The 25,032-nt window shown below is 50.4% G+C and carries 24 protein-coding genes and 1 pseudogene; 17 read left to right on the top strand and 8 right to left on the bottom strand.

Annotated features, from left to right (window positions below):
- Nucleotides 1-77 precede the first annotated feature (77 nt).
- A pseudogene (msrA, locus tag BLU47_RS15145) lies at nt 78-524 on the bottom strand (peptide-methionine (S)-S-oxide reductase MsrA); the annotation flags it as partial.
- 126 nt (nt 525-650) lie between these two features.
- On the opposite strand from msrA, the gene BLU47_RS07365 reads away from it, so the two are divergent.
- Both BLU47_RS07365 and bcp read left to right on the top strand, forming a co-directional pair.
- Nucleotides 651-1,109 (top strand): hypothetical protein, encoded by a 459-nt coding sequence (locus BLU47_RS07365; RefSeq protein ID WP_091960526.1) that lies wholly within the window; start codon nt 651-653, stop codon nt 1,107-1,109.
- 23 nt (nt 1,110-1,132) lie between these two features.
- Nucleotides 1,133-1,585, top strand: coding sequence for a thioredoxin-dependent thiol peroxidase (bcp, locus tag BLU47_RS07360; RefSeq protein ID WP_091960523.1), 453 nt, complete (start codon nt 1,133-1,135; stop codon nt 1,583-1,585).
- 25 nt (nt 1,586-1,610) lie between these two features.
- Here the strand turns inward: bcp and BLU47_RS07355 are convergent, their stop codons facing one another.
- Nucleotides 1,611-2,396 (bottom strand): Cof-type HAD-IIB family hydrolase, encoded by a 786-nt coding sequence (locus tag BLU47_RS07355; RefSeq protein ID WP_091960521.1) that lies wholly within the window; start codon nt 2,394-2,396, stop codon nt 1,611-1,613.
- Nucleotides 2,397-2,553: 157 nt separating this feature from the next.
- Between BLU47_RS07355 and BLU47_RS07350 the strand changes: the two genes are divergently transcribed.
- The 5 genes from BLU47_RS07350 (at nt 2,554) to BLU47_RS07330 (ending at nt 9,567) form a co-directional block, all read left to right on the top strand.
- Complete coding sequence (locus tag BLU47_RS07350; RefSeq protein WP_091960619.1) at nt 2,554-3,279, top strand: DUF2461 domain-containing protein; 726 nt, start codon at nt 2,554-2,556, stop codon at nt 3,277-3,279.
- 32 nt (nt 3,280-3,311) lie between these two features.
- The gene (locus BLU47_RS07345; RefSeq protein WP_091960616.1) at nt 3,312-5,639 is read left to right on the top strand and encodes a glycoside hydrolase family 31 protein; all 2,328 of its coding nucleotides are present in this window, start codon (nt 3,312-3,314) and stop codon (nt 5,637-5,639) included.
- A 7-nt stretch (nt 5,640-5,646) separates the two neighbouring features.
- The gene (locus BLU47_RS07340) at nt 5,647-6,042 is read left to right on the top strand and encodes a DUF2147 domain-containing protein (protein WP_091960518.1); all 396 of its coding nucleotides are present in this window, start codon (nt 5,647-5,649) and stop codon (nt 6,040-6,042) included.
- 116 nt (nt 6,043-6,158) lie between these two features.
- Nucleotides 6,159-7,649, top strand: coding sequence for a PDC sensor domain-containing protein (locus tag BLU47_RS07335; RefSeq protein WP_176780494.1), 1,491 nt, complete (start codon nt 6,159-6,161; stop codon nt 7,647-7,649).
- Nucleotides 7,639-9,567, top strand: a complete 1,929-nt coding sequence (locus tag BLU47_RS07330; RefSeq protein WP_091960513.1) for a HAMP domain-containing sensor histidine kinase — start codon at nt 7,639-7,641, stop codon at nt 9,565-9,567. The genes BLU47_RS07335 and BLU47_RS07330 overlap by 11 nt, the downstream gene beginning before the upstream one ends.
- Here the strand turns inward: BLU47_RS07330 and BLU47_RS07325 are convergent, their stop codons facing one another.
- Nucleotides 9,568-10,086: a DUF3237 domain-containing protein gene (locus BLU47_RS07325; protein WP_255402116.1), complete on the bottom strand. Its 519-nt coding sequence runs from the start codon at nt 10,084-10,086 to the stop codon at nt 9,568-9,570.
- A gap of 111 nt (nt 10,087-10,197) precedes the next feature.
- On the opposite strand from BLU47_RS07325, the gene BLU47_RS07320 reads away from it, so the two are divergent.
- Nucleotides 10,198-11,055 (top strand): Cbp1 family collagen-binding glycoprotein adhesin, encoded by an 858-nt coding sequence (locus tag BLU47_RS07320; protein WP_091960508.1) that lies wholly within the window; start codon nt 10,198-10,200, stop codon nt 11,053-11,055.
- Nucleotides 11,056-11,126: 71 nt separating this feature from the next.
- Here the strand turns inward: BLU47_RS07320 and BLU47_RS07315 are convergent, their stop codons facing one another.
- From BLU47_RS07315 to dapB, 5 genes are read right to left on the bottom strand one after another with little or no spacing between them, the layout of a single operon-like run.
- Nucleotides 11,127-11,684, bottom strand: coding sequence for a DUF3332 domain-containing protein (locus BLU47_RS07315; protein ID WP_091960507.1), 558 nt, complete (start codon nt 11,682-11,684; stop codon nt 11,127-11,129).
- A 28-nt stretch (nt 11,685-11,712) separates the two neighbouring features.
- Entirely contained in the window at nt 11,713-12,321 is a 609-nt protein-coding gene (locus BLU47_RS07310) for a WbqC family protein (RefSeq protein WP_091960504.1), read from the bottom strand.
- A complete protein-coding gene (gene lepB / locus BLU47_RS07305; protein ID WP_091960501.1) occupies nt 12,318-12,818 on the bottom strand; it encodes a signal peptidase I in 501 nt (166 codons plus the stop codon). The genes BLU47_RS07310 and lepB overlap by 4 nt, the downstream gene beginning before the upstream one ends.
- A 6-nt stretch (nt 12,819-12,824) precedes the next feature.
- Nucleotides 12,825-14,252, bottom strand: a complete 1,428-nt coding sequence (locus tag BLU47_RS07300) for a S26 family signal peptidase (RefSeq protein ID WP_091960499.1) — start codon at nt 14,250-14,252, stop codon at nt 12,825-12,827.
- A gap of 48 nt (nt 14,253-14,300) precedes the next feature.
- Nucleotides 14,301-15,017 carry a 4-hydroxy-tetrahydrodipicolinate reductase gene (dapB, locus tag BLU47_RS07295; RefSeq protein ID WP_091960497.1) on the bottom strand — a complete coding sequence of 239 codons (717 nt, stop codon included), beginning with the start codon at nt 15,015-15,017 and terminating at the stop codon, nt 14,301-14,303.
- A gap of 98 nt (nt 15,018-15,115) precedes the next feature.
- On the opposite strand from dapB, the gene BLU47_RS07290 reads away from it, so the two are divergent.
- The 9 genes from BLU47_RS07290 (at nt 15,116) to BLU47_RS07250 (ending at nt 24,889) form a co-directional block, all read left to right on the top strand.
- Nucleotides 15,116-16,300: a class I SAM-dependent methyltransferase gene (locus BLU47_RS07290; protein ID WP_091960494.1), complete on the top strand. Its 1,185-nt coding sequence runs from the start codon at nt 15,116-15,118 to the stop codon at nt 16,298-16,300.
- Between the two features lie 58 nt (nt 16,301-16,358).
- Nucleotides 16,359-17,516 carry an N-acetyltransferase gene (locus BLU47_RS07285; protein ID WP_091960490.1) on the top strand — a complete coding sequence of 386 codons (1,158 nt, stop codon included), beginning with the start codon at nt 16,359-16,361 and terminating at the stop codon, nt 17,514-17,516.
- A 40-nt stretch (nt 17,517-17,556) separates the two neighbouring features.
- Entirely contained in the window at nt 17,557-19,524 is a 1,968-nt protein-coding gene (locus BLU47_RS07280; protein ID WP_255402115.1) for a DNA topoisomerase IV subunit B, read from the top strand.
- 51 nt (nt 19,525-19,575) lie between these two features.
- The gene (locus tag BLU47_RS07275; protein ID WP_091960487.1) at nt 19,576-19,944 is read left to right on the top strand and encodes an endonuclease domain-containing protein; all 369 of its coding nucleotides are present in this window, start codon (nt 19,576-19,578) and stop codon (nt 19,942-19,944) included.
- A gap of 29 nt (nt 19,945-19,973) precedes the next feature.
- The gene (locus BLU47_RS07270) at nt 19,974-21,542 is read left to right on the top strand and encodes a S41 family peptidase (protein ID WP_255402114.1); all 1,569 of its coding nucleotides are present in this window, start codon (nt 19,974-19,976) and stop codon (nt 21,540-21,542) included.
- Between the two features lie 36 nt (nt 21,543-21,578).
- A complete protein-coding gene (locus tag BLU47_RS07265; RefSeq protein WP_091960481.1) occupies nt 21,579-23,123 on the top strand; it encodes an AraC family transcriptional regulator in 1,545 nt (514 codons plus the stop codon).
- Nucleotides 23,124-23,728: 605 nt separating this feature from the next.
- Nucleotides 23,729-24,061 carry a HigA family addiction module antitoxin gene (locus BLU47_RS07260; RefSeq protein ID WP_176780493.1) on the top strand — a complete coding sequence of 111 codons (333 nt, stop codon included), beginning with the start codon at nt 23,729-23,731 and terminating at the stop codon, nt 24,059-24,061.
- 272 nt (nt 24,062-24,333) lie between these two features.
- Nucleotides 24,334-24,603, top strand: a complete 270-nt coding sequence (locus tag BLU47_RS07255; RefSeq protein ID WP_091960478.1) for a hypothetical protein — start codon at nt 24,334-24,336, stop codon at nt 24,601-24,603.
- Nucleotides 24,593-24,889: a hypothetical protein gene (locus BLU47_RS07250; protein WP_091960476.1), complete on the top strand. Its 297-nt coding sequence runs from the start codon at nt 24,593-24,595 to the stop codon at nt 24,887-24,889. Before BLU47_RS07255 ends, BLU47_RS07250 begins: the two co-directional genes overlap by 11 nt.
- The last annotated feature ends 143 nt before the right edge of the window (nt 24,890-25,032 follow it).

The raw sequence follows: 25,032 nt of genomic DNA, 5'->3' as shown, positions 1-25,032 counted from the left end.
AGCAGGAAACAGACTGTTAGTTTCTCCTTTGCCTGTCGTGCAAACTCGAAGAGGGCGGTGGGCAGATGACAATAGCCGTCAGGATTCTTGTCCAAATAGTCCTGATGATACTCCTCGGCGGTATAGAAATTCTTCAGCGGAAGCCGTTCTACCGCGATAGGCTCCGTAAGTAGAGCCTGCTGTTCATTGAAGACCTTATTAATAATGGGTAGTTGATCTTCCGTGACGTAATAGACGCCTGTGCGATAACGCGTTCCCTCGTCGTGCCCCTGTTTGTTGAGGCTTATGGGGTCGATGGCCTTGAAGAACATGTTGAGAAGGAATTCTAGGCTTACCACCGTTTCGTCGTACACCACATGCACTGTCTCGGCATAGCCCGTCTGGTCGGTGTATACTTCTTTATACGTTGGGTTCTCCGTATTGCCGTTGGCAAACCCTACCTCTGTGTTCAACACTCCTTGAATCTGTTTGAAATAGTGCTCGGTGCCCCAAAAGCATCCGCCTGCAAGATAGATTTCTCTCATTGTCTGTTAGTCTTAATGTTATTTCCGACTGCAAAAGTACTGCTTTTTTCTCGATTTTACTCCGTTTTCATTGCAGTTTAAAATATTTATTTTATTTTTGCACAATCAATATGAACAAAAATACTAATGCGTATCACAGCCCTGAAAAATGCTACCCACGTCGAGGTGACCAAATTCACCCCTGAAAAGGAAGGAACCTACTATATCTGGGTTACTAAGGACCAAAGGGGCAAGGAGGTGCTGGCCACCAAGCAGGTCGCCATCGCTGCCAATCCGCACAAGGTCGACGGTCTGGCGTTTAAGGAGTTCAATCCCAAAGGTTTGCAGTCGACAACCATCAAGCCGACGGTACGAAGTTTGAGAAGAACACCAACCCTGCCTACCAGTCGTTCCGTGGCTGTTTCGTACCAACCTATGGAGCCACCAACCTGCCCGATGCGCTCATCGTCAAGGGTACTACCACAGGTATCAATACCATTCTGGTTTCAGACGCTAAGACTGACGATGGTTACTACAACCTGGCCGGTCAGCGCGTCAATGCCGACTTCAAGGGTATCGTTATCCACCATGGCAAAAAAATGCTGAAGAAATAAATAGTAATTGTAGTAATGAACATTGGAGATAAGGCGCCCGAGATTCTGGGCAAGGACGAGCAGGGACGGGATATCCGTCTGAGTGATTATAAAGGCCGTAAACTGGTATTGTACTTCTACCCGAAGGACAATACCAGTGGTTGTACGGCTGAGGCTTGCAGTCTGCGCGACCACTACGGCGAACTGCAAGGTGCAGGCTATGAGGTGGTAGGCGTGAGCAGGGACTCGGCGGCCTCGCACGTCAAGTTCAAGGAGAAGCACGCATTGCCTTTCCCTTTGATTGCTGATGTCGATAAGACGTTGTTGCAGGCAATGGGTGCCTGGGGCGAGAAGGTGATGTATGGCAAGAAGACTGAGGGTACCATCCGCACTACCTTTATTATTAATGAAGAGGGTATCATCGAACAGATATTTGCTGGCAAGCAGGTGAAGACCAAGGAGCATGCCGAACAGATTCTGCAGAAGTAGTCTCTTTCTGTTATATAAGGTTTGCTCAGATGATGCCGAAATGGCGGAGGGCATTCAGTACGCCGTCGTCATCAACTGATGTGGTAACGTAATCGGCTTGTTGTTTCAATTCGTCGATGGCATTTCCCATAGCGATGCCAATACCCGCTTGCAGAATCATGGACGTGTCGTTGCCTCCGTCGCCAAAGGCAATGGTATGGCTGGCGTCAAGTCCATCGTGTTGGGCAATAGCCAGAATACCCTTGCCTTTATCAGCTCCGTTGGCTGTAATATCCGTAAACTCCGGATGCCAGCGACCAGAGATGCATTGAGGCAATCGGGCCATCAGTTGACGTTCGTAATCGGCTGGAAAGAACGGTGTCATCTGCATGATGTCCTGCTCAAGCACCTTTTCCAGGGGCGATGCCTTGTCCAGGTTCTTCACTGCCAGCATCTGTTGGAAGATACGCTGCACATCGCCTGTAGGGTCGAGCACTGCAACATCGCGTCGTCCCACGACGATGAGGCTATAGCCTTTTTCCTGAGCGTCGTTGACAATTGTCAGCACGTCATTTTTAGCGATGGGCTGACATGCAACCGTCTCGTTGCCGACAAAGCAATAGGCACCGTTAGTCGTGATGTATCCATCTATGAGATGCTCAATAGCTCCCAGGTTCGTAATGATGATGGGTGGGCGACCAGTTGCAATGTAGACACGATGACCATTGGCCTTAGCCTGTGTCAAGGCCAGAATGGTTGAAGGTGGTATCTCATGCGTCTTGAAGCTGACCAGTGTGCCGTCGATGTCGAAAAATAAGGCGTATCTTTTCATTGTGAAACTTTTTGTCATAGCCATGCAAAGGTAACGTATTTTTTTAAGACTCCAAATAATTCTCATAAAAAAGGAATGAAAATATTGGATAGATAAAAACAATTTCGTATTTTTGCAACAGAATTCAGAAACCATAGATGCTTATCAACAGAAGCGTATGAACCAGAAAAAGATACTGAAATTCCTGCGACAGATCATGGCCAATAACAACCGTGAATGGTTTCAAGAACACAAACAGGAATATGAAGCCGTTAGAGCCGAGTTCGAACAGGGCGTGCAGCAAGCATTGGAGCGTATCGTGACGTTTGATCCCGAGATTGCCCATGTGCAGGTGAAGGACTGTACCTATCGCTTCTATCGCGACACGCGTTTTTCACTGGACAAGTCCCCTTACAAGAATCATCTTGGTGCCTATATCAATGCCAAGGGCAAAAAGGCACTGAGGGGAGGATATTATCTCCATCTGGAACCAGACCATTGTCTGTTGGCAGTAGGCAACTACTGGCTGCCAACGAATATCCTGACCTCGTGTCGCAATGAGATGATGGGAAATACGGAAGAGTGGCTCAGATGTGTGGAGAGTGAAGATTTTCTGAAATACTACGGCAGTGACGACTCTGGCAGTTTTAAGGAACCAACGAATGTCGACAGTTGGGATCAGCCTCAGGGATTCGGACTGACTAAGTTGAAGACCTGTCCTTCAGGTTTCCCCAAAGACTGGCCTTATGTGAAGTATCTGCGTCTGAAGGACTACTGTTGTTGGCATGCAGTATCAAACAGTTTCTTCGAAGGTGACTCTTGGCTCGACGAGATGGAGCACATGTTCCGTGCGGCCAAGCCGATGATGGACTTTATGAACTCGGTGATAGACGATTACGAATAAAAACAAAGACATTAGAGAAGTAATAGACAATGATGGTAAAGCGACTTTTCCCCCTTTTGTGTGCCTTTTGCTGTTCAATAGTTGGCAGTGCACAACTTCAGACCAATGCCGGTATCCAATACCTGCAGTGTATGCAAAAAGATATGTCGACAGACTTCTACGACTTGTCTAATACTTACTTCCTGGCAGACTCGCTGATGAGTTTCGATGCTTCGAGAGGAGAGGGACTGGTACAGTGGAAACGCTATCGCATGTCTCCTCGTCAGGCTTTTAATCTCAATGGCTATTGGCCTGTGCGTATGCAGATGCTTGACTTCCCTGATGCCGCCTATGAGAACGACCCGGCGTTAAAACTGTATGTGGAGTTCATTACGCCTCGAACTGCGAGAATCCGTATGCTCACCACGCCCATAATGCCCAAAGAAAACGATCAGGATGATGTCATGTTCTGCGAACAATTCAAGAACCGACAGAAGAGTCCTCTTTGGAATAACAAGCAGACAGCGAAAAGCATTGTCTATAGTTCCTCCTACGGTACCATAGAAATACAAAAGTATCCGTGGCGTCTTATCATCAAAGACGCAAAAGGAAAGATACTGACGCAAACACGCCATATCATTGATAATGATTCGAGTCAGGTGAAGCTTCTGCCGTTTTCGTTTATCAAACGAGGCAGTGACAATTCCCGCAGTGTGAACCCTGTGCTGACGTTGGCTCCCGGTGAGCGTATCTATGGCTGTGGTGAGTCGTTTACCTCCTTGAACAAGGTGGGCCAGAAAGTGCATCTCTCCGTTACCGATCCGCAGGGACCGGAAACCGATGGTCAATATAAGCCTGTACCCTTCTTCTTCTCGAATCGTGGTTATGGTATCTTCATGCACACCTCGGCGCCTGTCACTTGTGATTTCGGTGCTTCATACATTGGTGCAAATCGCCTATTTATGGCTGATGAACAGATTGATATCTTCGTATTTTTCGGAGAGCCGAAGGATATCCTGAACGAATATACCGATATCACCGGCAAGTCACCTATGCTGCCTCTTTGGAGCTTTGGTACCTGGATGAGCCGTATTACCTATTTCTCCCAAGAGGAAGGTCTGGAAATAGCACGGCAGTTGCGTGCCCATAAGATTCCTTCTGACGTGATACACTTCGACACAGGATGGTTCGGTGTTGACTGGCAGTGTGACTATGAGTTTGCCAAAGACCGTTTTAAGGATCCTGTCGGCATGCTGAAGCAACTCTCCGAGCAAGGTTTTCATACCTGTCTTTGGCAGTTGCCTTATTTCACACCCAAGAACCGTTTCTTCCCTGAGATAGTCGACCGAGGCTTGCACGTGGTGAATGCTACTGGCGGAATGCCGGTGGAGGATGCTATCCTTGATTTCTCCAATCCAGAAACTGTCAGTTGGTATCAATCGAAGATTGCGGGACTTATGAAGCAGGGCGTTTCCACCATAAAGTGTGATTTTGGCGAGGCAGCTCCCTATCATGGTTTTTATCATAGTGGCAAGGGTGGACTTTATGAGCACAACCTATATCCGTTGCGTTATAACAAGGCTCTTTTCGAAGTGGTTGAGCGTTCGCATCCCGGCGAGGGTATTATCTGGGCACGTTCTGCATGGGCTGGTTCTCAGCGTTATGCCTTGCATTGGGGAGGCGATGCCGCAACAACCAATACCGGTATGCTTGGTGACCTTCGCGGAGGCCTAAGCTTTGGACTCAGCGGATTCTCTTTCTGGAGTCACGACATGGGTGGATTCGTTACCGCCTCACCGGAAGATATCTATCGTCGCTGGCTGCCTTTTGGATTCCTCTCCAGCCATACAAGGGCACACGGCGCTCCTCCTACTGAACCTTGGCTTATCTCCGAGTCGTTTACTGACGCCTTCCGTGCTTGCGCTGAGATGAAATACAAACTGATGCCTTATGTCTATGCTCAGGCCAAAGACTGCTCTGAACGTGGCCTGCCAATGGTGCGCGCGCTGTTAGTGGAGTTCCCTCACGATGCTGGTGCATGGCTTGTTGAAGATGAGTATATGTTCGGTTCGCAGATGCTTGTAGCTCCTCTGATGGAGTCAGGCAATGAGCGGACGGTCTATCTGCCAAAAGGTAAATGGATTGACTATCAGAATGGCAAGGTTTACGAGGGTGGCTATCAGAATATTCAAGCAGGAAAAATACCTGCTATCATCCTTGTTCGAGACGGTTCTCTGATTCCTCATGCACCTCTTGCACAACGAACAGATAAGATTAACTGGGACCAAGTATCGTTTAAGGCCTACAAGGCGAGCGCCAAGAAGTGTGAGGGTTTGCTCTATAAACCTGGTGACAAAACAATCCAAACAATAATTCAATAGATTGACAATGAAAAGAATTTTTTTGAGCATGGTATGCATGCTGATGTGTCTGGCAGGTTATTCGCAGGACATCACAGGTAAGTGGATTACCGAGGCAGGTGATGCACAGGTAGAAATCTACGAGTCCAACGGTAAGTTGAACGGTAAGATAGTGTGGTTGGAAAAAGGTCCTGACACCCGGGATGTTCACAATCCCGACGAAAAACTGCGCAGTCGTAAGCTGATGGGTGTTCATCTGCTCTCTGGACTTACCAAGAAGAAAGACAAGTGGGAGGGAGGACGTATCTACAACCCCAAGAATGGTAAGGATTACAAATGTGCTATCTGGTTGGATGGTGACAAACTTAAGGTGCGTGGCTACATAGGATTCCTGTACGAGACACAAACCTGGAAGCGTAAGTAGAAAAATTAGATACAGCCTTTGCTTTGTATTTTGCAGGGATTACACTATCTTTGCAACGGTTTATGCTGAAAATACCTAAAATAATCACCAGGACCTTGTCTGTCCGTTTGAGTTGTATGGTTGTCTTTGCGATAGCCATCTTGCTGACGTCGTCGTTGGCGGTGATGTTCGTGTTTGCACGTCAGACGGTGAGAGGAGAGGCACTGCAGAACGCAGAGCAGACACTGGCGGGTACCTTGCAGCATATAGACAATATCCTGTTGAGCGTTGAACAGTCGGCAGGAAACATCTACTGGGACGTATTGCCACATGTCAACGAACCGGAAAAGATGGAGGACTATTGTCGCCGGTTAGTGCAGTGTAATCCTTACATAGTGGGTTGTGCAATAGCCTTTACTCCCCATTACTATGCAGACCATGACTTGTTTATGACTTATGTTCGTCGTCGTGGGAAGAGTATGATGACCACAGACAAGTCGGATTTGGTAACTACCAGCACTTTTGGTCATCGACCCTATACGGAGCAGGCATGGTTTGCAGAACCTATCAAGAAACAACGTGCCATCTGGTCTGACCCCATGAAGAACGAAGAGGTTGAAGGCGAAGCACTGACAACTTTCAGTTTACCTATTTTCAGTCGCGAAGGTAAGTGTGTGGGTGTATTGGCTGCAGATGTGGCTCTCAGTCTGCTATCGCAAATTGTGATGGCTGCCAAACCCTCTCCCAATGGATATACAACACTGTTGGGTCGTAATGGTTCGTATCTTGTCCATCCCGATACAAATAAACTCCTGCATGAAACCGTGTATACCCAGTTGGAGAAAGGGGTTGGCGCTTCTGTGCGGGAAGCAGCTGAAGCAATGATGGCAGGCAAGACGGGCTACAAACGATTTCAGCTTGACGGGAAAGACTGTTATGTGTTCTATAAGCCTTTTACTCGATATGAGGTACCTGGACGATCAATGGAGAAGCTTGGCTGGAGTGTAGGTGTCGTTTATCCTGAGGATGATATCTTCGGCGACTATAACAAACTGCTGTATTATGTATTGGCGATTGCCATCATCGGCCTGTTGCTCTTCTACGTTCTTTGCCGTAGCATTACGCACCGTCAGTTGTTACCCTTGCGCATGTTGACGAAGTCTGCCCAGCATATTGCAGAAGGCAACTACAATGAAATGATTCCGACTACCACCCGCGAGGACGAGATAGGTCAGTTACAACGTCATTTCCATCAGATGCAACAGGCATTGGCTGCCCATGTCGGCGAGCTGAAGCAGCTGACTACTGTTCTAAAGGAGCGTAGTGAAGTGTTGCAGAAAGTCATTAAGCGGACACAGGAAGCTGACCGTATGAAACTCACCTTCCTGCACAACATGACCAACCAGATGATAAAGCCCGCGAATGCCATCAGTGAAAGTGTTGAGACACTCTGCCACATGGCCAGCAAGTCTGCATCGGAGAAAGAAGACACTACTGACGTTACGGAACAGGCTGAAGAGGAGGTAAAGACCATCAATGCTGAGAGTAAGGTGATTACTGACCTGCTGAACCATCTGCTGGATGCTTCAGACAGTGAAAAGGGAAAGGGGGTGCGCTATGGTAAGTAAGATTCGCCGCAGCCTGCCAGCCAAGCTTAGCATTAGTATTCTGCTGCTTGCTGTCCCAATCTTTGTCCTGTCGTTGGGTGTCATGTTCCTGCAATCGCGTTATTTCATCCGTCAGGAAGCAACGGCGCGGGCCAATAGCATGCTGCTGTCCACGATGCAGCGTGTCAGGACATATTTGAATACCATTGAGACGGCGACGAATTCCAATTTGTGGCTTGTTGAGGAAGATTTCTCTCCTGAGAAACTCCTCTCCGTATCCAGTCGTATCGTATGGATGAACCGTCATGTAAATGGTTGTTCTATCACAGCAGAGCCAGGTGTTTTCCCCCAGTTTGGTCGCTATTTCTCAGCTTACTCTGTTCGTAAAGGCGATTCGGTGAAAACCGTCCGCGAAGCTGAGTATGAGTATTTCGACAAGGTATGGTATAAGACGGCACGTGAACTCGGTAGTGCTTGTTGGGTGGAGCCCTACGATGATTATAATGAGGGAACGCTTTACACCACCGAGCTTATAGCTTCCTATTGTAAGCCTCTGCATACCAAGGACGGACGCTTCGTTGGTATTATCTCCACCGATTTGTCATTACGTAATCTTGCCTCGGCCATCAACAGTGCCAGCCATCCTTACCCACATGCTTACTTTATGCTCTTGGGAGGCAATGGTGATTATATCATTCATCCTGACACGACGCGCCTTTTCAAAAAGTCCATTTTCACTGATGCTGACCCACAGTCAGATGCAGGGCTTATCGTATTGGGACATGAGATGACTGCAGGTAATAAGGGGTGTATGCGAGTCAAGATGCCAGAGGGAAAATGTCTTGTCAGCTATTGTCCACTGACAGGTACCAACTGGAGCCTCGCATTGGTATGTCCGGAAAGTGATATCCTTTGGAATTATCATCAATTGGCTTATCTGATAGTCCTGCTGATTATTACGGGATTATTGATTATATTATTGCTTTGTCGAAGGGCAGTAGCCCATACTATTCATCCCCTCAGTCAGTTGCTTCTTCAGTCGGAGCACATAGCTAGCGGTCATTATGATTTGCTGATTCCTCACACCCATCGGGAAGATGTCATCGGACGACTGCAGAATAGCTTTGCTGCCATGCAGGAATCACTCAATTTCCACTTGGGCAGCATCCGTTATACCACAGAGGTCGCTCAGCAGCGGAACGATGAGCTGGTACAGGCCAACCTCAAGGCCGAGGAAGCAGTCAAGCAGAAAACCCTCTTTATCCAAAATGTGACGCATCAGATACGCACACCGTTGAACATCCTCACCGGTTTCTCGCAGGTGATGTATGACTGTCTAAGCCAGCAAAACGACGGCACATCCATATTGCCTGCCGAGGAGTTGGCAAACATCACCGAGACGATGAAACACAATGCAACGACGCTAACCCGTCTGGTAATGATGCTCTTTGACTGTTCGGATATTGGTCTCTCCGAGGAACTGAATAGCCATAAACATGAGAGTGTGTCGTGTAACGAGGTAGGCCGTGAGGCTATCGAGTATACGATGTCGCACTTTCCCAACTTGAACATTCTTTTCGAGACAGAGTTGGCAGACGATTTCTGTATACCCAGCAGTCAGCTCTATCTGATGCGCAGTCTTCGTGAACTGTTATATAATGCAGCGAAGTATTCTGACGGGCAGCACATCAAACTCCTCATTACCCATACCGACTCCTTCGTGCGCTTTATCGTTGAGGATAAGGGACCGGGAATATCGGAAGACTATTACGACTTGATGTATAAACCCTTCACCAAGGTGAACGACCTCAGTGAAGGGTTAGGACTAGGACTTCCGCTTACCAAGCGCCATGCGATCAGTCTGGGAGGCGACCTCATTTATGACCGTGACTATCGTGACGGATGTCGTTTCACCCTTGAGGTGCCCGACGGCAAGTAACTATTTTACCATCCATACGTTCAGCACGATACCCTTGAATGTCTGACTCCATTCTGGCGCACAGACAAATAGGGCATTGTTCAGCCATCCATACCGACTGTTGGCAGGCGCCTCGAACCGAGGAGCTGCCTTGAAATAGAATGAGGGTTTGCCTTCAGCATCCTTACCATTATATACAATACCATTGTTACGCACATGAATGGATATGCCGTCGTCGGTGCGGATGCTGTAGATAGCCTCCAGTTCGGTACGGCTACCGTCCTCGCTGACCAGTTGGTAGTCGGCTCCACCGTTGAGGATGGTCCCTTTCAGGTTAGGACCCTCGAAGGTGCCGCCAGTGATGGGAATCACCGTGCGTCGCCCGTGCTGAGTCTGTTCGATGCTATACGTCTCGCCCAGTGTCACTTTCAGTTGCATGGCAAACTCCAGTGTGGGCGTATTCTTAGGCGGATACGTCTGTGAGAAAACAGGTGTGGTCATCAGCAAAGCCACCATGTAAGCTGCTAATCTTTTCATCATATTCTGTCGTTAATGGATAATTTGGAGACAAAGTTACAATAATTATTGCAATTATAAGAATAAAGTTGTATCTTTGCACCCAGTAAGTATGTATTTTTAACGTAAACGATTATGAAAAAATTTGGAGTATTTGCTGGGCTGTTCGCATTGGTATGCATGATGGCAGCCTGTGGTGGTAAGACAGAGAGCAACCCTGAGGCAGACTCTCTGCGTACAGAGTTGAGAGCTCAAATGGAGGAGATGGACGAGATGAACCTCTTCTTGGATGCCGTGAACATCAGCATGGACAGTGTGGTTGACATGGAAGGTTCGGTCCTTCGTACAAGCGGTGAAAGTTCGTTGTCTCGCAAGGAGCAGATTAAGCAAAATATGGAGGCTTATAAACTCATTCTTAAACAGCAGCGCGAGCGCTTGGACATCCTCGAGAAGAAGCTGAAGGACAGCAATGCCTATTCTGGAAAGATGCAGAAGACTATTGCCGCTTTGAAGAAGCAGCTGGAGGAGAAGGATGAGGCTATTGCCAAGTTGTCTGAGGAACTGGAGATGAGAAACTTCGAGATTGGCGAGCTGAAGGAGAATGTGAACCAGCTCAACACGCAGGTTGCTGGGTTGGAGGAGGATACCAAAGCCAAAGAGCAGGAGATTAACGAGAAGACCAACCAGATGAATGAGGCTTACGTCTTCATTGGCGACAAGAGCGCATTGAAGGCAGCCGGTCTGGCTCAGGGTGGTTCGCTGTTCAAGAAGCTGAAGCTGGATGCTTCCAATATTGACAAGAAGTTGTTCCAGAAGATTGATATCCGTGAGATTACCACCTTCCAGATTCCTGACGATAAGGCTGAGGTGCTTTCGCAGATGCCTGCAGACTCTTACAAGATTACCAAGACTGGTAATGATGCTTCCGTGCTTACCATTACCAATCCTGACCGTTTCTGGAGCGTTTCGAAATACCTGATTATTAAGTACTAATTTAGGTAAGTATCATAAAAAACGCCTCGTCTTTTCAGACGGGGCGCTTTTTTTTGTGGGTTGGCTAGGGATTAGTTCATAGCGAAGAACACTCCGTCACCGGCAATCATGCGTGCCTGATAAACACCAGTCTCGTTGAGGGTGAAAGCCTTTGTCTCACCATTGATGTTAGCCTGGATGTTACCCTTTTCGTCGAAGCGGAAGATTTCCTTCTGTACACCGTTCTGTTCCATAGACCATGAGTCATTCTCATCGTTGTGGATGAAATAGGTAATCTCACCAGTAGGAGCCTTTACCTCATAACCGTTCTTCAGGGTGGTAACAGCATAGTAGCGGCCGTCCTGACCCATCACCTGTTGCGTCTTGCCGATGTTGTTGGCAGCCATAGGATTGGTACCTGACCAGAACTCGATGCTGTTCAGCACCAGGATGTCAACCAGTGTACAGATAGAACCCACGATGGGAACGAGGATGAGTCCAACGATAGCGTTGACATACTTATTATTAGTCATATTGTTCTGCCAGCTGATGTACTTGTTCCAAAGTCCGTACTTACCAACGAAACATGAACTGAACAGGAAACTTCCTGCGAGAAGGCAAACTGCCACTTTCAAATTGATTCTTTTCATTCTTTTAATTGATTAATGGTTTATAATGTTATAGAAAAAAAATAGATTCGGGTCCCATGCAGAACAGGAGATCGAGGATGCTCAGATTTGGCAGGAAGCCCAGCTTATGCTGGAAGACCTGCCAGTATTGGCGAGGCTCGAAGTCGCTGTCAGTCTGTGGATGTTTGGCGTGTATCACCTCACGATAATCGGTAGGCTCCGGCCATTGTCGGTTGTAGGCAGAGGTATATGCTACTTCGGGCTGAATATCTATCAGCCTGCAGATGACCTGGCGGATAGCCTCGTTAAAGTCAACCAGGAACTCGTATCGCTTCTCGAAGAAGGGGCGGATATCATCAGCGTAGTATTCGAAGAAGGGACTCTCGCTGTAGGCTGACTGCAGGGCATTCCAATGAATGCGGCGCCATTGGTTGTGATCACTGATGCGTAGATCTTTTACCAGCATCTTATCATCGTTATGCTCAACGGGAACGGTGAGTGCTTGCACCCCATTCGCCGTTGCTATCAGACAACGGTTGCGGTAGGTCTGCTTCTGGTAGGAGTCATATTGCTCTATCATGCAATGGTCAAAGCGGTGTAGTTTCTGATACCACTGTATCGGTCCGAAGTAGGTGGTCTGAAGGATGGCAGTGCTCATTGCAATCTGATGTTTTTCCGGTTATAGAGCACGGAGACTACTCTTCCGATGATGTTGCGCTCGGGGATGAGTCCCAGGTGGCGCGAATCAACAGGGTTCCGTTGGTTGATGGCTTCCAACCAGTAATAGTCTGTCTTGGCGCAAGTAATGAGTCCAGGAACCAGGATAGGTCCGTTTTGTGTGCTGATGGTATCGCCGGGAATGGCTTTGCAGCGTGCAATCATGAGTCCTTCGATGGAGTCGGCAGAGGCGACAAACGCCACGATGTCACCCTTCCTCACGGGCTTTCTCATCAGTCGGCTGTAAGGCAGCAGTCCGTTGCCTTCAATGCGAAGCCCGTAACTGCACCGGTTGATAAGCAACTGGTCACCGTTCTTATAGAGGGGTTCCAGTCCGTCACCGTTGATGCTATGCACGGAAAGGACTAAGGTGCGCGCAGCCAGCATCAGTGCGAATGCTGCCACCAATGGAATCACGTACTTTAGTCCTTTCATCATAGCTGCTTATTTGATGTTGTCAACGAAACGGAACAGACGGCTCCAGCGGATGCCTGAGAATCCGTGGCGGTCAGGGTCAGAGCTCCACCAGATGAAGATAGGCTTGCCCACGATATGGTCCTCAGGAACGAAGCCCCAATAGCGTGAGTCCAGCGAGTTGTGGCGGTTATCACCCTGCATCCAGTAGTAGTCCATCTTGAAGGTGTACTTCGTGGCTACCTGGTCGTTGATGTATATCTTGCCGTCCTTCACTTCCAGCTTGTTGCCCTCATAGGTGCGGATAGGCCGCTCGTAGATGGGCAGGTTCTTCAGTGTCAGGTCGATGCTTTGTCCTTTTGCGGGAATCCAGATGGGACCGTAGTTGTCGCGTGTCCAGTGCATGTTGCCGTTCAGCGGGTAGATGTCCCATTCCTCTTCCTCCGTATTCAGTTCTATGGAGTCCGCGATACCTCTGCGTTTCAGTTCCTTGACAGCATGGTTGGTGAGCGGCAGGTATCCCAGGGTGTTGAGGCTCATCAGGTCTTCCATCGTGATGCCCAGTTCTTTCATCACATCATCCTCCAGTCTTTGGTTCAGCTTGATGCGATAGGTGTACTGCACATTGTCAGGTTCTTTGTTGGCCTTGCCATCTAGGTAGATGATGCGGTTCTTGATTTGCAGCGTCTGACCAGGCAGTCCTACACAGCGTTTCACATAGTTTTCGCGTCTGTCTGTAGGACGTGTCTGAATCTCGCCGAACTCCATGCGGTTGTTCTCGATGTACTGACGACCAGCATGATAGAGTTGTTGGAAGTAGGCGATGCGCTGTTCGGCACTCAGCGAGTCGGGGTTGGGGCGAACCTCCCAAAGTCCGTAACCATAGCCGTAGCAGTTGCGGTAAAAGTCCTCCGCCTGGTGGCGCATATCGCTGCAGATGGTGTCGCCTGCAGGATAGTTGAACACCACGATGTCGTTGAGTTGTATCTTACCCAATCCCTTCACGCGACGATAGTCCCAATGAGGCCATTCGATGTATGACTTGCATTCGAAAACGGGTAGTGTATGCTGTGTCAGGGGCATCGTGAGCGGAGTCTCCGGGATGCGCGGTCCATAGCTCACCTTCGATACGAAGAGGTAGTCGCCTGTCAGTAGGGACTTCTCCAGCGAGCTTGATGGGATGACGTAGTTCTGGAAGAAGAACAGGTTGATGAAGTAGACGGCAACGAGTGCAAACACCAATGCGTCTACCCATGACATGATAAACCTGGTAGGTCCTTCGGCCTCCTTCCACCACTGCCACTTGATTTTCTTGGTGATATAGACGTCGTAGATGAATGGGATGACAATCAGTCCCCACCACGACTTAACCCAGTAGAGGAACAGCAGGTACAGTACGAGCACACACACGAACTTAGCCCACTGCACTTTCATATTCAGCTTTTTCTTTTTTTCCATTTTTTTAATTTCTATTATTTCTAGATGGTCTAGACTTGTCTAGATAATCTAGAATTTAAACATATCGCTGATGGTCAGCAGTCCCTGATGATCCTTGGTGTACTCTGCTGCCAGCACGGCCCCCAGTGCAAAGCCCTGACGCGAATGTGCATCGTGGGTGATGGTGATGATGTCTGCCTCGGAGTCGTAGCGCACCGTGTGGATGCCAGCCACCTCGCCGCGCCGTATGTGGTCAATGCGTAGCAGTTTGGGGTCGGTGGTATCCTCTGCCCAAGCCTCTTTGCGGTCGATGTTCTCCAAGATGCCCTCAGCCAGTGTGATGGCTGTTCCTGAGGGGTGATCCAGTTTGTGCACATGGTGTGTCTCCTCCATTTCCACATCGTACTGCGGGAACTGGTTCATGATCTTGGCTAAGTATTTGTTGACAGCCGAGAAGATGGCAACGCCTATCGAGAAGTTAGAGGCCCAGAACAATGTCTGTCCTTCCTCTGAGCACATACGTTTCACGTCGTCGCCGTGCTCCTTCATCCATCCCGTGCTGCCACTCACCACTTTCACATGGTGCTTGAATGCGCGCAGGTAATTGCCGTATGCTGCCTGAGGGGCCGTAAACTCTATCGCCACATCAGCACTCTTGAAGGCCTCGCTGTCGAAGTCTTCCTGATTGTCAATGTCGATAATACTCACAATTTCATGTCCACGGCTGAGGGCTATCTGTTCTATCATCTTGCCCATCTTGCCGTAGCCGATTAAAGCTATTTTCATAAGTGTACACGTATTAATACGGTGCAAAGGTACAATAATTTATTTATAATCCATCATTCATCACTTATTATTTAAAGATTATTCGTACCTTTGCAGACATGTTAATCAATGAGCAGACACGAGATTTTATCCGTCAGCACGAGCAGGATGACGTGCGGCGATTGGCCTTGCAGGGAGTCAGGGACGCGGAAGTAGACCTGGCACAAGCCTTACAGCAGATAGCAGGCCGGCAAACGGCACGCCGCAAGTTGCCGTCGTGGGCAGGCGAGGATAGGGTAGTCTATCCGCCCCACCTGAACATGGAGCAGTGCTCATCGGAGCAGACGGCTCGTTACAAGGCTCAAATCGTTAACGGCCTATCCGTTCAAGGGCGCTATGTCGACCTGACAGGCGGCTTTGGAGTGGATTTCTATTGGATGTCGCAAGTCTTCAAAGAGCGCGTTTATGTGGAACAGAACCCTGACCTCTGTGCCCTTGCTGAGCATAACTTCGAAGTGTTGGGGCTTCGTAGTACCGTTCGTTGCTGTGACACGACAGCATACCTTGCGGAGATGGAGTCTGCCGATGTGGTCTATCTGGACCCTGCACGCCGTGATGAGCATGGAGGGCGCACCTATGGCATTGCAGACTGCTCGCCCAACGTGCTGGAACTGTTGCCGCAGCTTTGGGAGAAGACGGACCATGTGGTGCTGAAACTATCGCCCATGCTCGACTGGCGCAAGGCGGTAGATGACCTGAAACAGGTCAGCCAGGTGCACATCGTGAGTGTTGACAACGAGTGCAAGGAGTTGGTGCTGGTACTCGACAAGCAGTTTCCCGACCATCTCCGCCTCTGTTGTGTCAACAACCAGCAAGTGTTTGCAATCGACGGCCCCCTGCCGACGGCTCCTACCGCGTCCGTTTCCGCCGTACCCGCCAATCCCACATTCCTCTACGAGCCCAATGCCTCCATCATGAAAGCCGGATGCTTCGATGTCTTGATGCAACGCTACCCAGTCCGTCAGCTGGCTCCCAATTCCCACCTGTTCATCAGCGATGTGGAAATCCGTGATTTCCCTGGGCGTGGCTTCCATATTTCAGCCATTTCATCGATGAACAAGCGTGAACTGAAGGCCACATTGGCAGCAATCAGCAGCGCCAATATCACGGTGCGTAACTTCCCCCTGAGCGTTCAGCAACTGCGTCAGAAACTGAAGTTGAAGGATGGCGGCGACACCTATATCTTCGCTTCTACGGCTGCTGATGGCGGTCATCAGCTATTTATTTGCCGTAAAATTGGTTAAATTTTTGGGTGTTTCGCACTTTTTCCGTATCTTTGCAAGGATAAATAAGATATGTAAGATGTCAGCAATAGAGATTCGGAAAGTCACCAACAGGAAGGAACTTGATGCCTTCATCCAATTTCATTATGACTTGTATCGGGGCAACGAGTACGATGCTCCTAACTTGTACAGCGATGAACTACACACGCTGCGCAAAGACAAGAATGCCGCCTTTGAATTCTGCGAGGCCGACTATTTTCTGGCCTACCGCGATGGGGAGGTTGTGGGGCGCATTGCCGCTATTATCAACCATCGGGCTAATGAGCGGTGGGAGCGCAAGAGTGTGCGCTTCGGATGGGTTGACTTTATCGACGATATCGAAGTGAGCCGTGCTTTGTTCGATGCCGTAGAAGAGTGGGGGCGCCAGAAGGGCATGACCGAGATGGTGGGTCCGCTGGGCTTTACCGATATGGACCCGGAAGGTATGCTCATTGAAGGCTTCGACCAGTTGGGCACGATGGCCACCATCTACAACTATCCGTACTATCCGCAGCACATGGAGCAGCTGGGAGGCTGGACGAAAGACAATGACTACGTGGAGTATAAGCTGATTGTGCCTGACGGTGACATGCCTGAGAAATACAAGAAGGTGGCCGAGCTCGTGCAGAAGCGCTATAACCTGCACGCCATCCACCCCAAGCGCAGTCAGGTGTTCGGCAAGGAGCAGTACGGTCGCAAGGTGCTCGACGTGGTCAACAAGTCGTTTGGCCATCTGTACGGCTATTCGCAGATGACGGAGCGCCAGATTGACGAGTATCTGAGGATGTATTTCCCCATGCTCGACATGGAGATGCTCTGCATCATCGAGGACTGGAACACCCCCGACCACAAGGTCATCGGCGTGGGCATCTCGATTACCAATATGACGCGTGCCCTGCAGAAATGCAAGAACGGCCGCCTGTGGCCCTTCGGCTGGTGGCACTGTCTGCGCGCCCTGAAGTTCCACAAGGCCGAGTGCCTTGACCTGATGTTGGTAGGCTTCCTGCCTGAATACCAGCAGAAAGGTGCCAACGCCCTGTTGTTCTACGACCTCATCCCCCGCTACCAGAAGTACGGCTTCAAGTGGGGCGAGACGAACGTGGAGATGGAGACCAACGAGAAAGTACAGTCGCAGTGGCAGTATCTGGAGCATATCCAGCACAAGAGAAGAAGATGTTACATTCGCCCCCTAAGTTAGGGGGCCACAGGGGTCTGAACAGGCCCTGATACAAAGAACTATGGAAGATAAAGATATCAAGAAGAGAGTGGACTCAGACCCCCAACCCCCTAACTTAGGGGGCTTTGAAGAAACCGTCACGTATAATGACGACAACATCCGCACCCTGACCGGTCTGGAGCACATCCGCCTGCGTCCAGGTATGTACATTGGCCGACTGGGCGACGGCTCGTCGTCGGAAGATGGTATCTATGTGTTGCTGAAAGAAGTGTTCGACAACAGTATCGACGAATTCAAGATGAAGGCAGGCGACCGCATTGAGGTCAATGTGGACGACAACCTGCGCATCTCCGTCCGCGACTACGGACGCGGCATCCCGCAGGGCAAGCTCATCGAGTCGGTGAGCATCCTCAACACCAGTGGTAAGTTCGATTCGAAGGCCTTCAAGAAGTCTATCGGACTGAACGGCGTGGGTGTGAAGGCCGTCAATGCCCTGAGCAAGCACTTCGAGGTAGCCAGTTACCGCGAGGGCAAGGTGCGCAAGGCCGTCTTCGAGTGCGGCAAGCTGGTCAGCGACGTCACCGAACCGTCGCAGGACGAGAACGGCACCTACATCTACTTCGAACCCGATGAGGCTTTGTTCAAGAACTACCGTTTCCATGATGAAATCGTGGAGAACATGCTTCGCAACTATACCTATCTGAACATCGGACTGACCATCATGTATAACGGCAGGCGCATCCTCTCGCGCCACGGTCTGCAGGACTTGTTGAAAGACCGCATGACCAACGATGCCCTCTATCCCATCATCCACCTGCAGGGCGACGACATCGAGATAGCCTTCACCCATGCCAACCAGTATGGCGAGGAGTATTACTCGTTTGTCAACGGTCAGCACACCACGCAGGGCGGTACGCACCAGAGCGCCTTCAAGGAGCACATTGCCCGTACCATCAAGGAGTTCTTCGGCAAGTACGAGTATGGCGATATCCGCACGGGTATCGTAGCCGCCATTGCCATCAACGTGGAAGAACCCGTCTTCGAGAGTCAGACAAAGATCAAGCTGGGCTCCACCCAGATGGCTCCCGATGGCGACAGCATCAACAAGTACGTGGGTGACTTCATCAAGCAGCAGGTGGACAACTACCTGCACATCCATCAGGACGTCGCCGAGGTCATCGAGGGTAAGATCAAGGAGAGCGAGCGCGAGCGCAAGGCCATGGCGGGTGTCACCAAACTGGCCCGCGAGCGCGCCAAGAAAGCCAATCTGCACAACCGCAAGTTGCGCGACTGCCGCATCCATTACTCCGACGTCAAGAACGAGCGCAAGGAGGAATCGTGCATCTTCATCACCGAGGGCGACTCCGCCAGCGGCAGCATCACCAAGAGCCGTGATGTCAACACGCAGGCCGTCTTCTCGCTGCGCGGCAAACCCCTGAACAGCTTCGGACTCACCAAGAAGGTGGTCTACGAGAACGAGGAGTTCAACCTGTTGCAGGCAGCCCTCGACATCGAGGAAGGCCTCGACACCCTGCGTTATAATAAGGTAATAGTGGCTACCGATGCCGATGTCGACGGCATGCACATCCGACTGCTCATCATCACCTTCTTCCTGCAGTTCTTCCCCGAGCTCATCAAGAAAGGACATGTCTACGTGCTGCAGACACCTTTGTTCCGTGTGCGCAACAAACGCACGAAGATCAAGAACAAAGAGATGCGCGAGGACGGCAAGAAGGGAGATTTCGTTACCCGCTATTGCTATAGCGACGAGGAGCGTTTGAAGGCTATCCAAGACCTCGGCCCTGACCCCGAGATCACCCGATTCAAAGGTCTTGGCGAGATCTCTCCCGAGGAATTTGCCGGTTTCATCGGTCCTGACATCCGACTGGAACAGGTCACCCTCCACAAGAACGACCAAGTGCAGAAATTGCTGGAATACTACATGGGTAAGAACACGATGGAGCGCCAGAACTTCATCATCGACAACCTCGTCATCGAGGAAGACAGACCAGAGGAAGAGGAAGTATGACAGACCCTCTCCCAACCTCTCCCTATAGGGCGAGGAGCAATTACTCTAAGAATGGAATACAAGACGGCTTATCCAGATAGATATGAGATGCTAAGGGGCTTTGCACGCGAGAATCGTAAGCAGATGACGCTTGCCGAGTCTGTCTTATGGGATGCGCTACGTAAGGGTCGCTTGAATGGCCACAAGTTCTTACGACAACATATCATAGGCGATTTTATTGTTGATTTCTTATGTAGAGACGATGGACTTATCTTAGAGGTAGATGGTGGTTATCACTCCGAGCCACAACAAATGGTTTCCGATGCTGAACGAGACGAGTGGTTAGAACAGCAAGGCTATACGGTTATGAGATTCTCTAACGATGAGGTCCTGAATAATATTGACCATGTATTAATGACTATTGAAAGGTTCTTTGAATGAAAAATAAATATCTATTTTTTGTAGCACTTATGCTAATAGCCCCCTCCTTTATAGGGAGGGATGGGGAGGGTCTCTCTCTCTCTGCCCAGATGCGCATCAACCTGGGTGGCGATTCCCCCTTGCGTAAGCTGCAGATAGCCGAAATGGCTATTAACAACCTGTATGTGGACACCGTCAACGAACAGAAACTCGTCGAGGACGGCATTCGTGGCATGATAGAGAAACTGGACCCCCACAGCAGCTACCTCACCGCCAAGGAGGTCAAGGAAGCCAACGAGCCCCTGCAGGGCAACTTCGAAGGCATTGGCGTGCAGTTTAACATGGTGGAAGACACCCTGCTCGTCATCCAGCCCGTCAGCGACGGTCCCTCCGAACGTGTGGGCATCCTTGCCGGCGACCGCATCATCAGCGTCAACGACACCGCCATTGCCGGTGTGAAGATGGCTCAGAAAGAGATTATGCGCCGTCTGCGCGGTCCCAAGGGTACCAAGGTCAACCTCGGCATCGTGCGCCGCGGCATTGCCGACACGCTACGTTTCGTAGTCACCCGCGACAAGATTCCCTTGAAGACCATCGACGCCACCTACATGATACGTCCCGAGGTGGGTTACATCCGCATAGGCAGCTTCGGTGCCACCACGCACGACGAGTTCTGCGAGAGCATGAAACGCCTGCAGCAGCAGGGCATGAAGTCGCTCATCCTCGACTTGCAGGAGAACGGCGGCGGCTACCTGCATGCCGCTGTCAAGATAGCCGATGAGTTCCTCCAGAAGAACGACCTCATTGTCTACACGGAAGGACGGCGCACCCAGCGCTCAGAATATACCGCCGACGGTGGCGGACTGTTTACCAAGGGTAAGGTCATCGTGCTCGTCGACAGCTATACCGCGTCGGCAGCCGAGATTGTGTCCGGTGCCATCCAAGACCACGACCGTGGCATCGTGGTGGGTCGTCGCACCTTCGGCAAGGGGCTCGTCCAGCGTCCCATCGACATGCCCGACGGTTCCATGATCAGGCTGACCGTAGCCCATTACTACACACCCTCCGGACGTTGCATCCAGAAGCCTTATGTGAAGGGCAACCAGAAGGACTATGCCGAGGACATGCTGCACCGTCTGAAGAGCGGTGAGCTGATGTCTGCCGACAGCGTCCATTTTGCCGACTCGCTGAAATACTACACGCTGAAGAAACACCGCGTGGTCTATGGTGGTGGCGGCATCATGCCCGACGAGTTCGTACCCCTCGATACGCTGCGCTATACCCGCTATCATCGCCAGCTGGCAGCCAAGTCGATTGTCATCACGCAGAACCTCCGCTATGTTGACGAACATCGCCAGCAGTTGAAGAAGCAATACCAGCACTTCGACGACTTCCGCCTGCGCTTCGAGGTTCCGCAGACACTTGTAGACCACATCATTGCCGAGGGCGAGAAACAGCACATCAAGCCCAAGGATGATGCCGAGCTGCAGACCACGCTGCCCTACCTGCGCACCCAGCTCAAGGCACTCATAGCGCGCGATTTGTGGAACATGGACGAATACTATGCCATCATCAACACGCTCAGCGACACCGTGCAGCGGGCGCTGGAACTGATGTAGCAAGGAACGACTGAAAACTACTAACAAGATACTACTATGCGGAAACTAATGGTCTGTATGGCTTTGTCCATACTGATGTTGATGACGGGCTGTACCCAGAAGAAGCCCCATTATGTAATAGGTGTGTCGCAATGCTCCGCCGACATCTGGCGTGAGAAGCAGAATGCTGAACTGCGCATGGGTGCCTATCTGCAAGGCGACGTGGAACTGCGCTTCGCGGCGGCCTACGACAGCGACGAACGGCAGATAGAACAGATCGACTCGCTCGTGGCCAGTGGCGTCGACCTGCTCATCGTGGCTCCTAACCAGATAGCCACCATCTCACCCGCCATCGACCGTGCCTTCGACCAGGGCATCCCCGTCATCGTCTTCGAGCGAAAGACAAACTCACAGAAGTTCACCGCCTTTATGAGTGCCGACAACTATGAGATGGGCAGTGTGATGGGACAATACATCATCTCGCGCCTGAAAGGACACGGTAGCGTCCTTGAAATCAAGGGACTGGCAGGCTCCTCACCCGCCATCGAGCGCCATAACGGCTTTATTACCGCATTGAAAAACGCGCCTGACGTCAAGGTGGTAGCCAGTCTGCAGGGCGACTGGACAGAACCCCGTGCGTATTCCACCGTGAAGCAGTGGCTGACCGCTCATCGTGACACGCCTGTCGACCTGGTGTTCGGCATGAACGACCGTACCGCCATCGGTGCGCGCAAAGCCTTCCTGGAGGCTGGCCGTCGGCTGCCGCTGTTCTGTGGTATCGACGGACTCCCTGGCGAGGAGGGTGGCATCCGTCAGGTGCGCGACTCCATCCTCGACGCCTCCTATATCTATCCCACCCACGGCGATAAGGTGCTGCAGCTGGCCGTCGACATCCTGGAAGGCAAGCCTTACGCCAAGGAGTCTCACCTGCAGGCAGCCCTTGTGACGCGCGAGAATGCCAGTTCGCTGCTGATGCAGAGCGAGGAGATTCTGCGTCAGACTGACTACCTCGACCGCCTGCACAACCGCGCAGACAACTATCTGCACCAGCTCGACAGCCAGCGCACCATCACCATGCTCGCCATCATCGTCATCGCCCTGCTGATAGTCAGTTTTGTGCTCTTTTACATCTATCACGTCAACAAGATCAGCATGCAGAAGGAGCGTGTAGCCAGTACGCTGTGGAACATGAAACCCGAAGAAGGGCCCATTTCATCGACATCTACCGCACCCGCTGACGATGCTGCTGCCGTGCCGGACAGTGACGAACAGGCCGATACCGTCTCCACCTCGCAGTTCTTTACCCATTTCAAGGAAGTTGTCGAAACACGACTCGACGACAGCGAGCTGAGCGTAGAAGACCTGGCTGCCGATATGAACCTGAGCCGCGTGCAGCTCTACCGCAAGGTGAAGTCCATCACGGGCTCTACCCCCGTAGAACTGCTCCGCACCGCGCGCCTGAACCGTGCCTATCAGATGCTGATGACCACCGACCATAGTGTCAGCGAGATAGCCTATCAGGTAGGCTTCACCGCCCCTTCCTACTTCACCAAATGTTTCAAGGAGGCCTACGGTATGCTGCCTGGCGACGTCCGGAAATAATGTAAGAAATATCGTTCAATGCTTGAAATTTTGTTGCATTGAACGATTTTTCTTAATTTCTGAACGATAAGTTACATTCCTTTTATCTTTTTCCGTGTACCTTTGCACCCAGAAATAAGCATAATAGATTAATAAGTTTAGTTAGTAGTAAGTTTTAGTTAGTGTTAGTAGTTGTTAGTAGTGGATTAAGATTTAGTTAGTTAGGCTTTGTTAGGTATTAAGTCTTTTCTGCAAGAAAATGGGACCATCCGACAAGAGGACAGTCCCATTTTCCTTTTCTTCCGTACCACCTTATTGTGACAAAGTGGCAACGTGGCGATGTGGCAAAGTGCCTAGAGCTTGGGTCAGGGGACGGTTGACTTCCCCCTGCGGGTCGTCGAGCTAAACCTTCTTGCTTTGGCAAGCGACTTCGTCGATTACTCTGATCCGTTAGAATAGAGAAACGGAAGTCAGCGTTGGCTTCCGTTTCTTCGTATCTAGAATGCAAAATCATCAAAAAAGTGTTCACAAATTTGTGAATATGGAATATTGCTATTATCTTTGCACCCAAAATAGAGAATGAGAAATGATTGTAACATTCGAAGAAGACTATCTCAGGGAGCTCTATGGGAAAAGACGACAGAATGGTTGCTAACAACTTGGAACCGCACTATCTGACACATCCGGGAGAGGTGATTAAGGATGAGCTGGAGTTTCGTGGCATCAGTCAGCGACGCCTGGCTAAGCTGATTGGCGTGCCTGCGAGTCAGTTGAATGAGGTCTTGAATACTAAACGTCCTCTGAGTGCAGAGCTAGCGCTGCTTATCGGTCAGGCACTAAATATAGAGGCAGCCCCATTGCTTGCGCTGCAAATGAAGTACAATCTGCTATCGGCCAAGCGTGACAAGTCATTCTTGGAGAGATTGAAAGAGATTCCAAGAATCGCTGCCATATTTTGAAATGAGATCACGGTGACAGGTCATTGATCTGTTCCCCAAAGATAAGAATAGAGAAACGGAAGTCGCGCTGACTTCCGTTTCTTTTTGTGTTCGTCACCACCCTTGCGCCTAAAGCAGTGCCAGTGGTCCGTGGCCCATGCAAGATGCTGTGCCTAATAATAAGGTCGCGCAGTTTTATTGTTTAACGTTCTCATCTTTTTTGGGGGAAAAACTTGGAATTCTCCCGGAAATTGCTTACTTTTGCCTCATAAATGTAAAAAAACAACGAGAATATGGAAGCAACGACAGCAAAGAAACAGCGCACGGTGCACCCTATGAGCTACTACATAGACATGGTGAAGGACATGAACGACAGCCAGAAACTGGAATTGGTGTCGATACTCATTGATAGTGTAAAGCCCATACAGACTAGGACGCTGCCTGACATGCCACTCGAGGAGGACTTTCCCGACATGGACAAGGAACTGTATACGCCCGAAGAGGCCTACGAACTGACGATGAAGGACATCAAGGCCATCTACGACAAGGATTATGCAGTATAAGTATTTCTACACCAAGCGTACGGCAGCCAAGATAAGAAGTTTCTATAGCAACGTGGCCAAGAAGTACCAGCACACCTACTCCTACGAGGACATGGAGCGCAACGTGCGCGATGCCTTCTTCGCCATCTACGCCATAGAGCACACTCTACCTCGCCGTCGTCCCACCATCAGCCGATGGGCGGACTTCTACATGGCAAACACCGACAAATGGTACTACGCCTACACCATCGAGGGCGACACCATTACAGTAGTCGATGCCTGCCATGCACAGAACATGCACGACTGAATCCCCCACCCCAAATAATATCCGCCGAGACATCCACCAAATGCCTCGGCGCTTCCTTTGTCGGCACGGGTTTTTGGCACGGATGGACACGGAACATCAATCAAGGGGACTGGTAATAGATCTTTTCCTATATCAACATCCTC

Source organism: Prevotella sp. tc2-28 (genome assembly GCF_900107705.1).
Classification (GTDB): Bacteria; Bacteroidota; Bacteroidia; order Bacteroidales; family Bacteroidaceae; genus Prevotella.
This window is presented reverse-complemented; position numbering and strand designations above follow the sequence as displayed.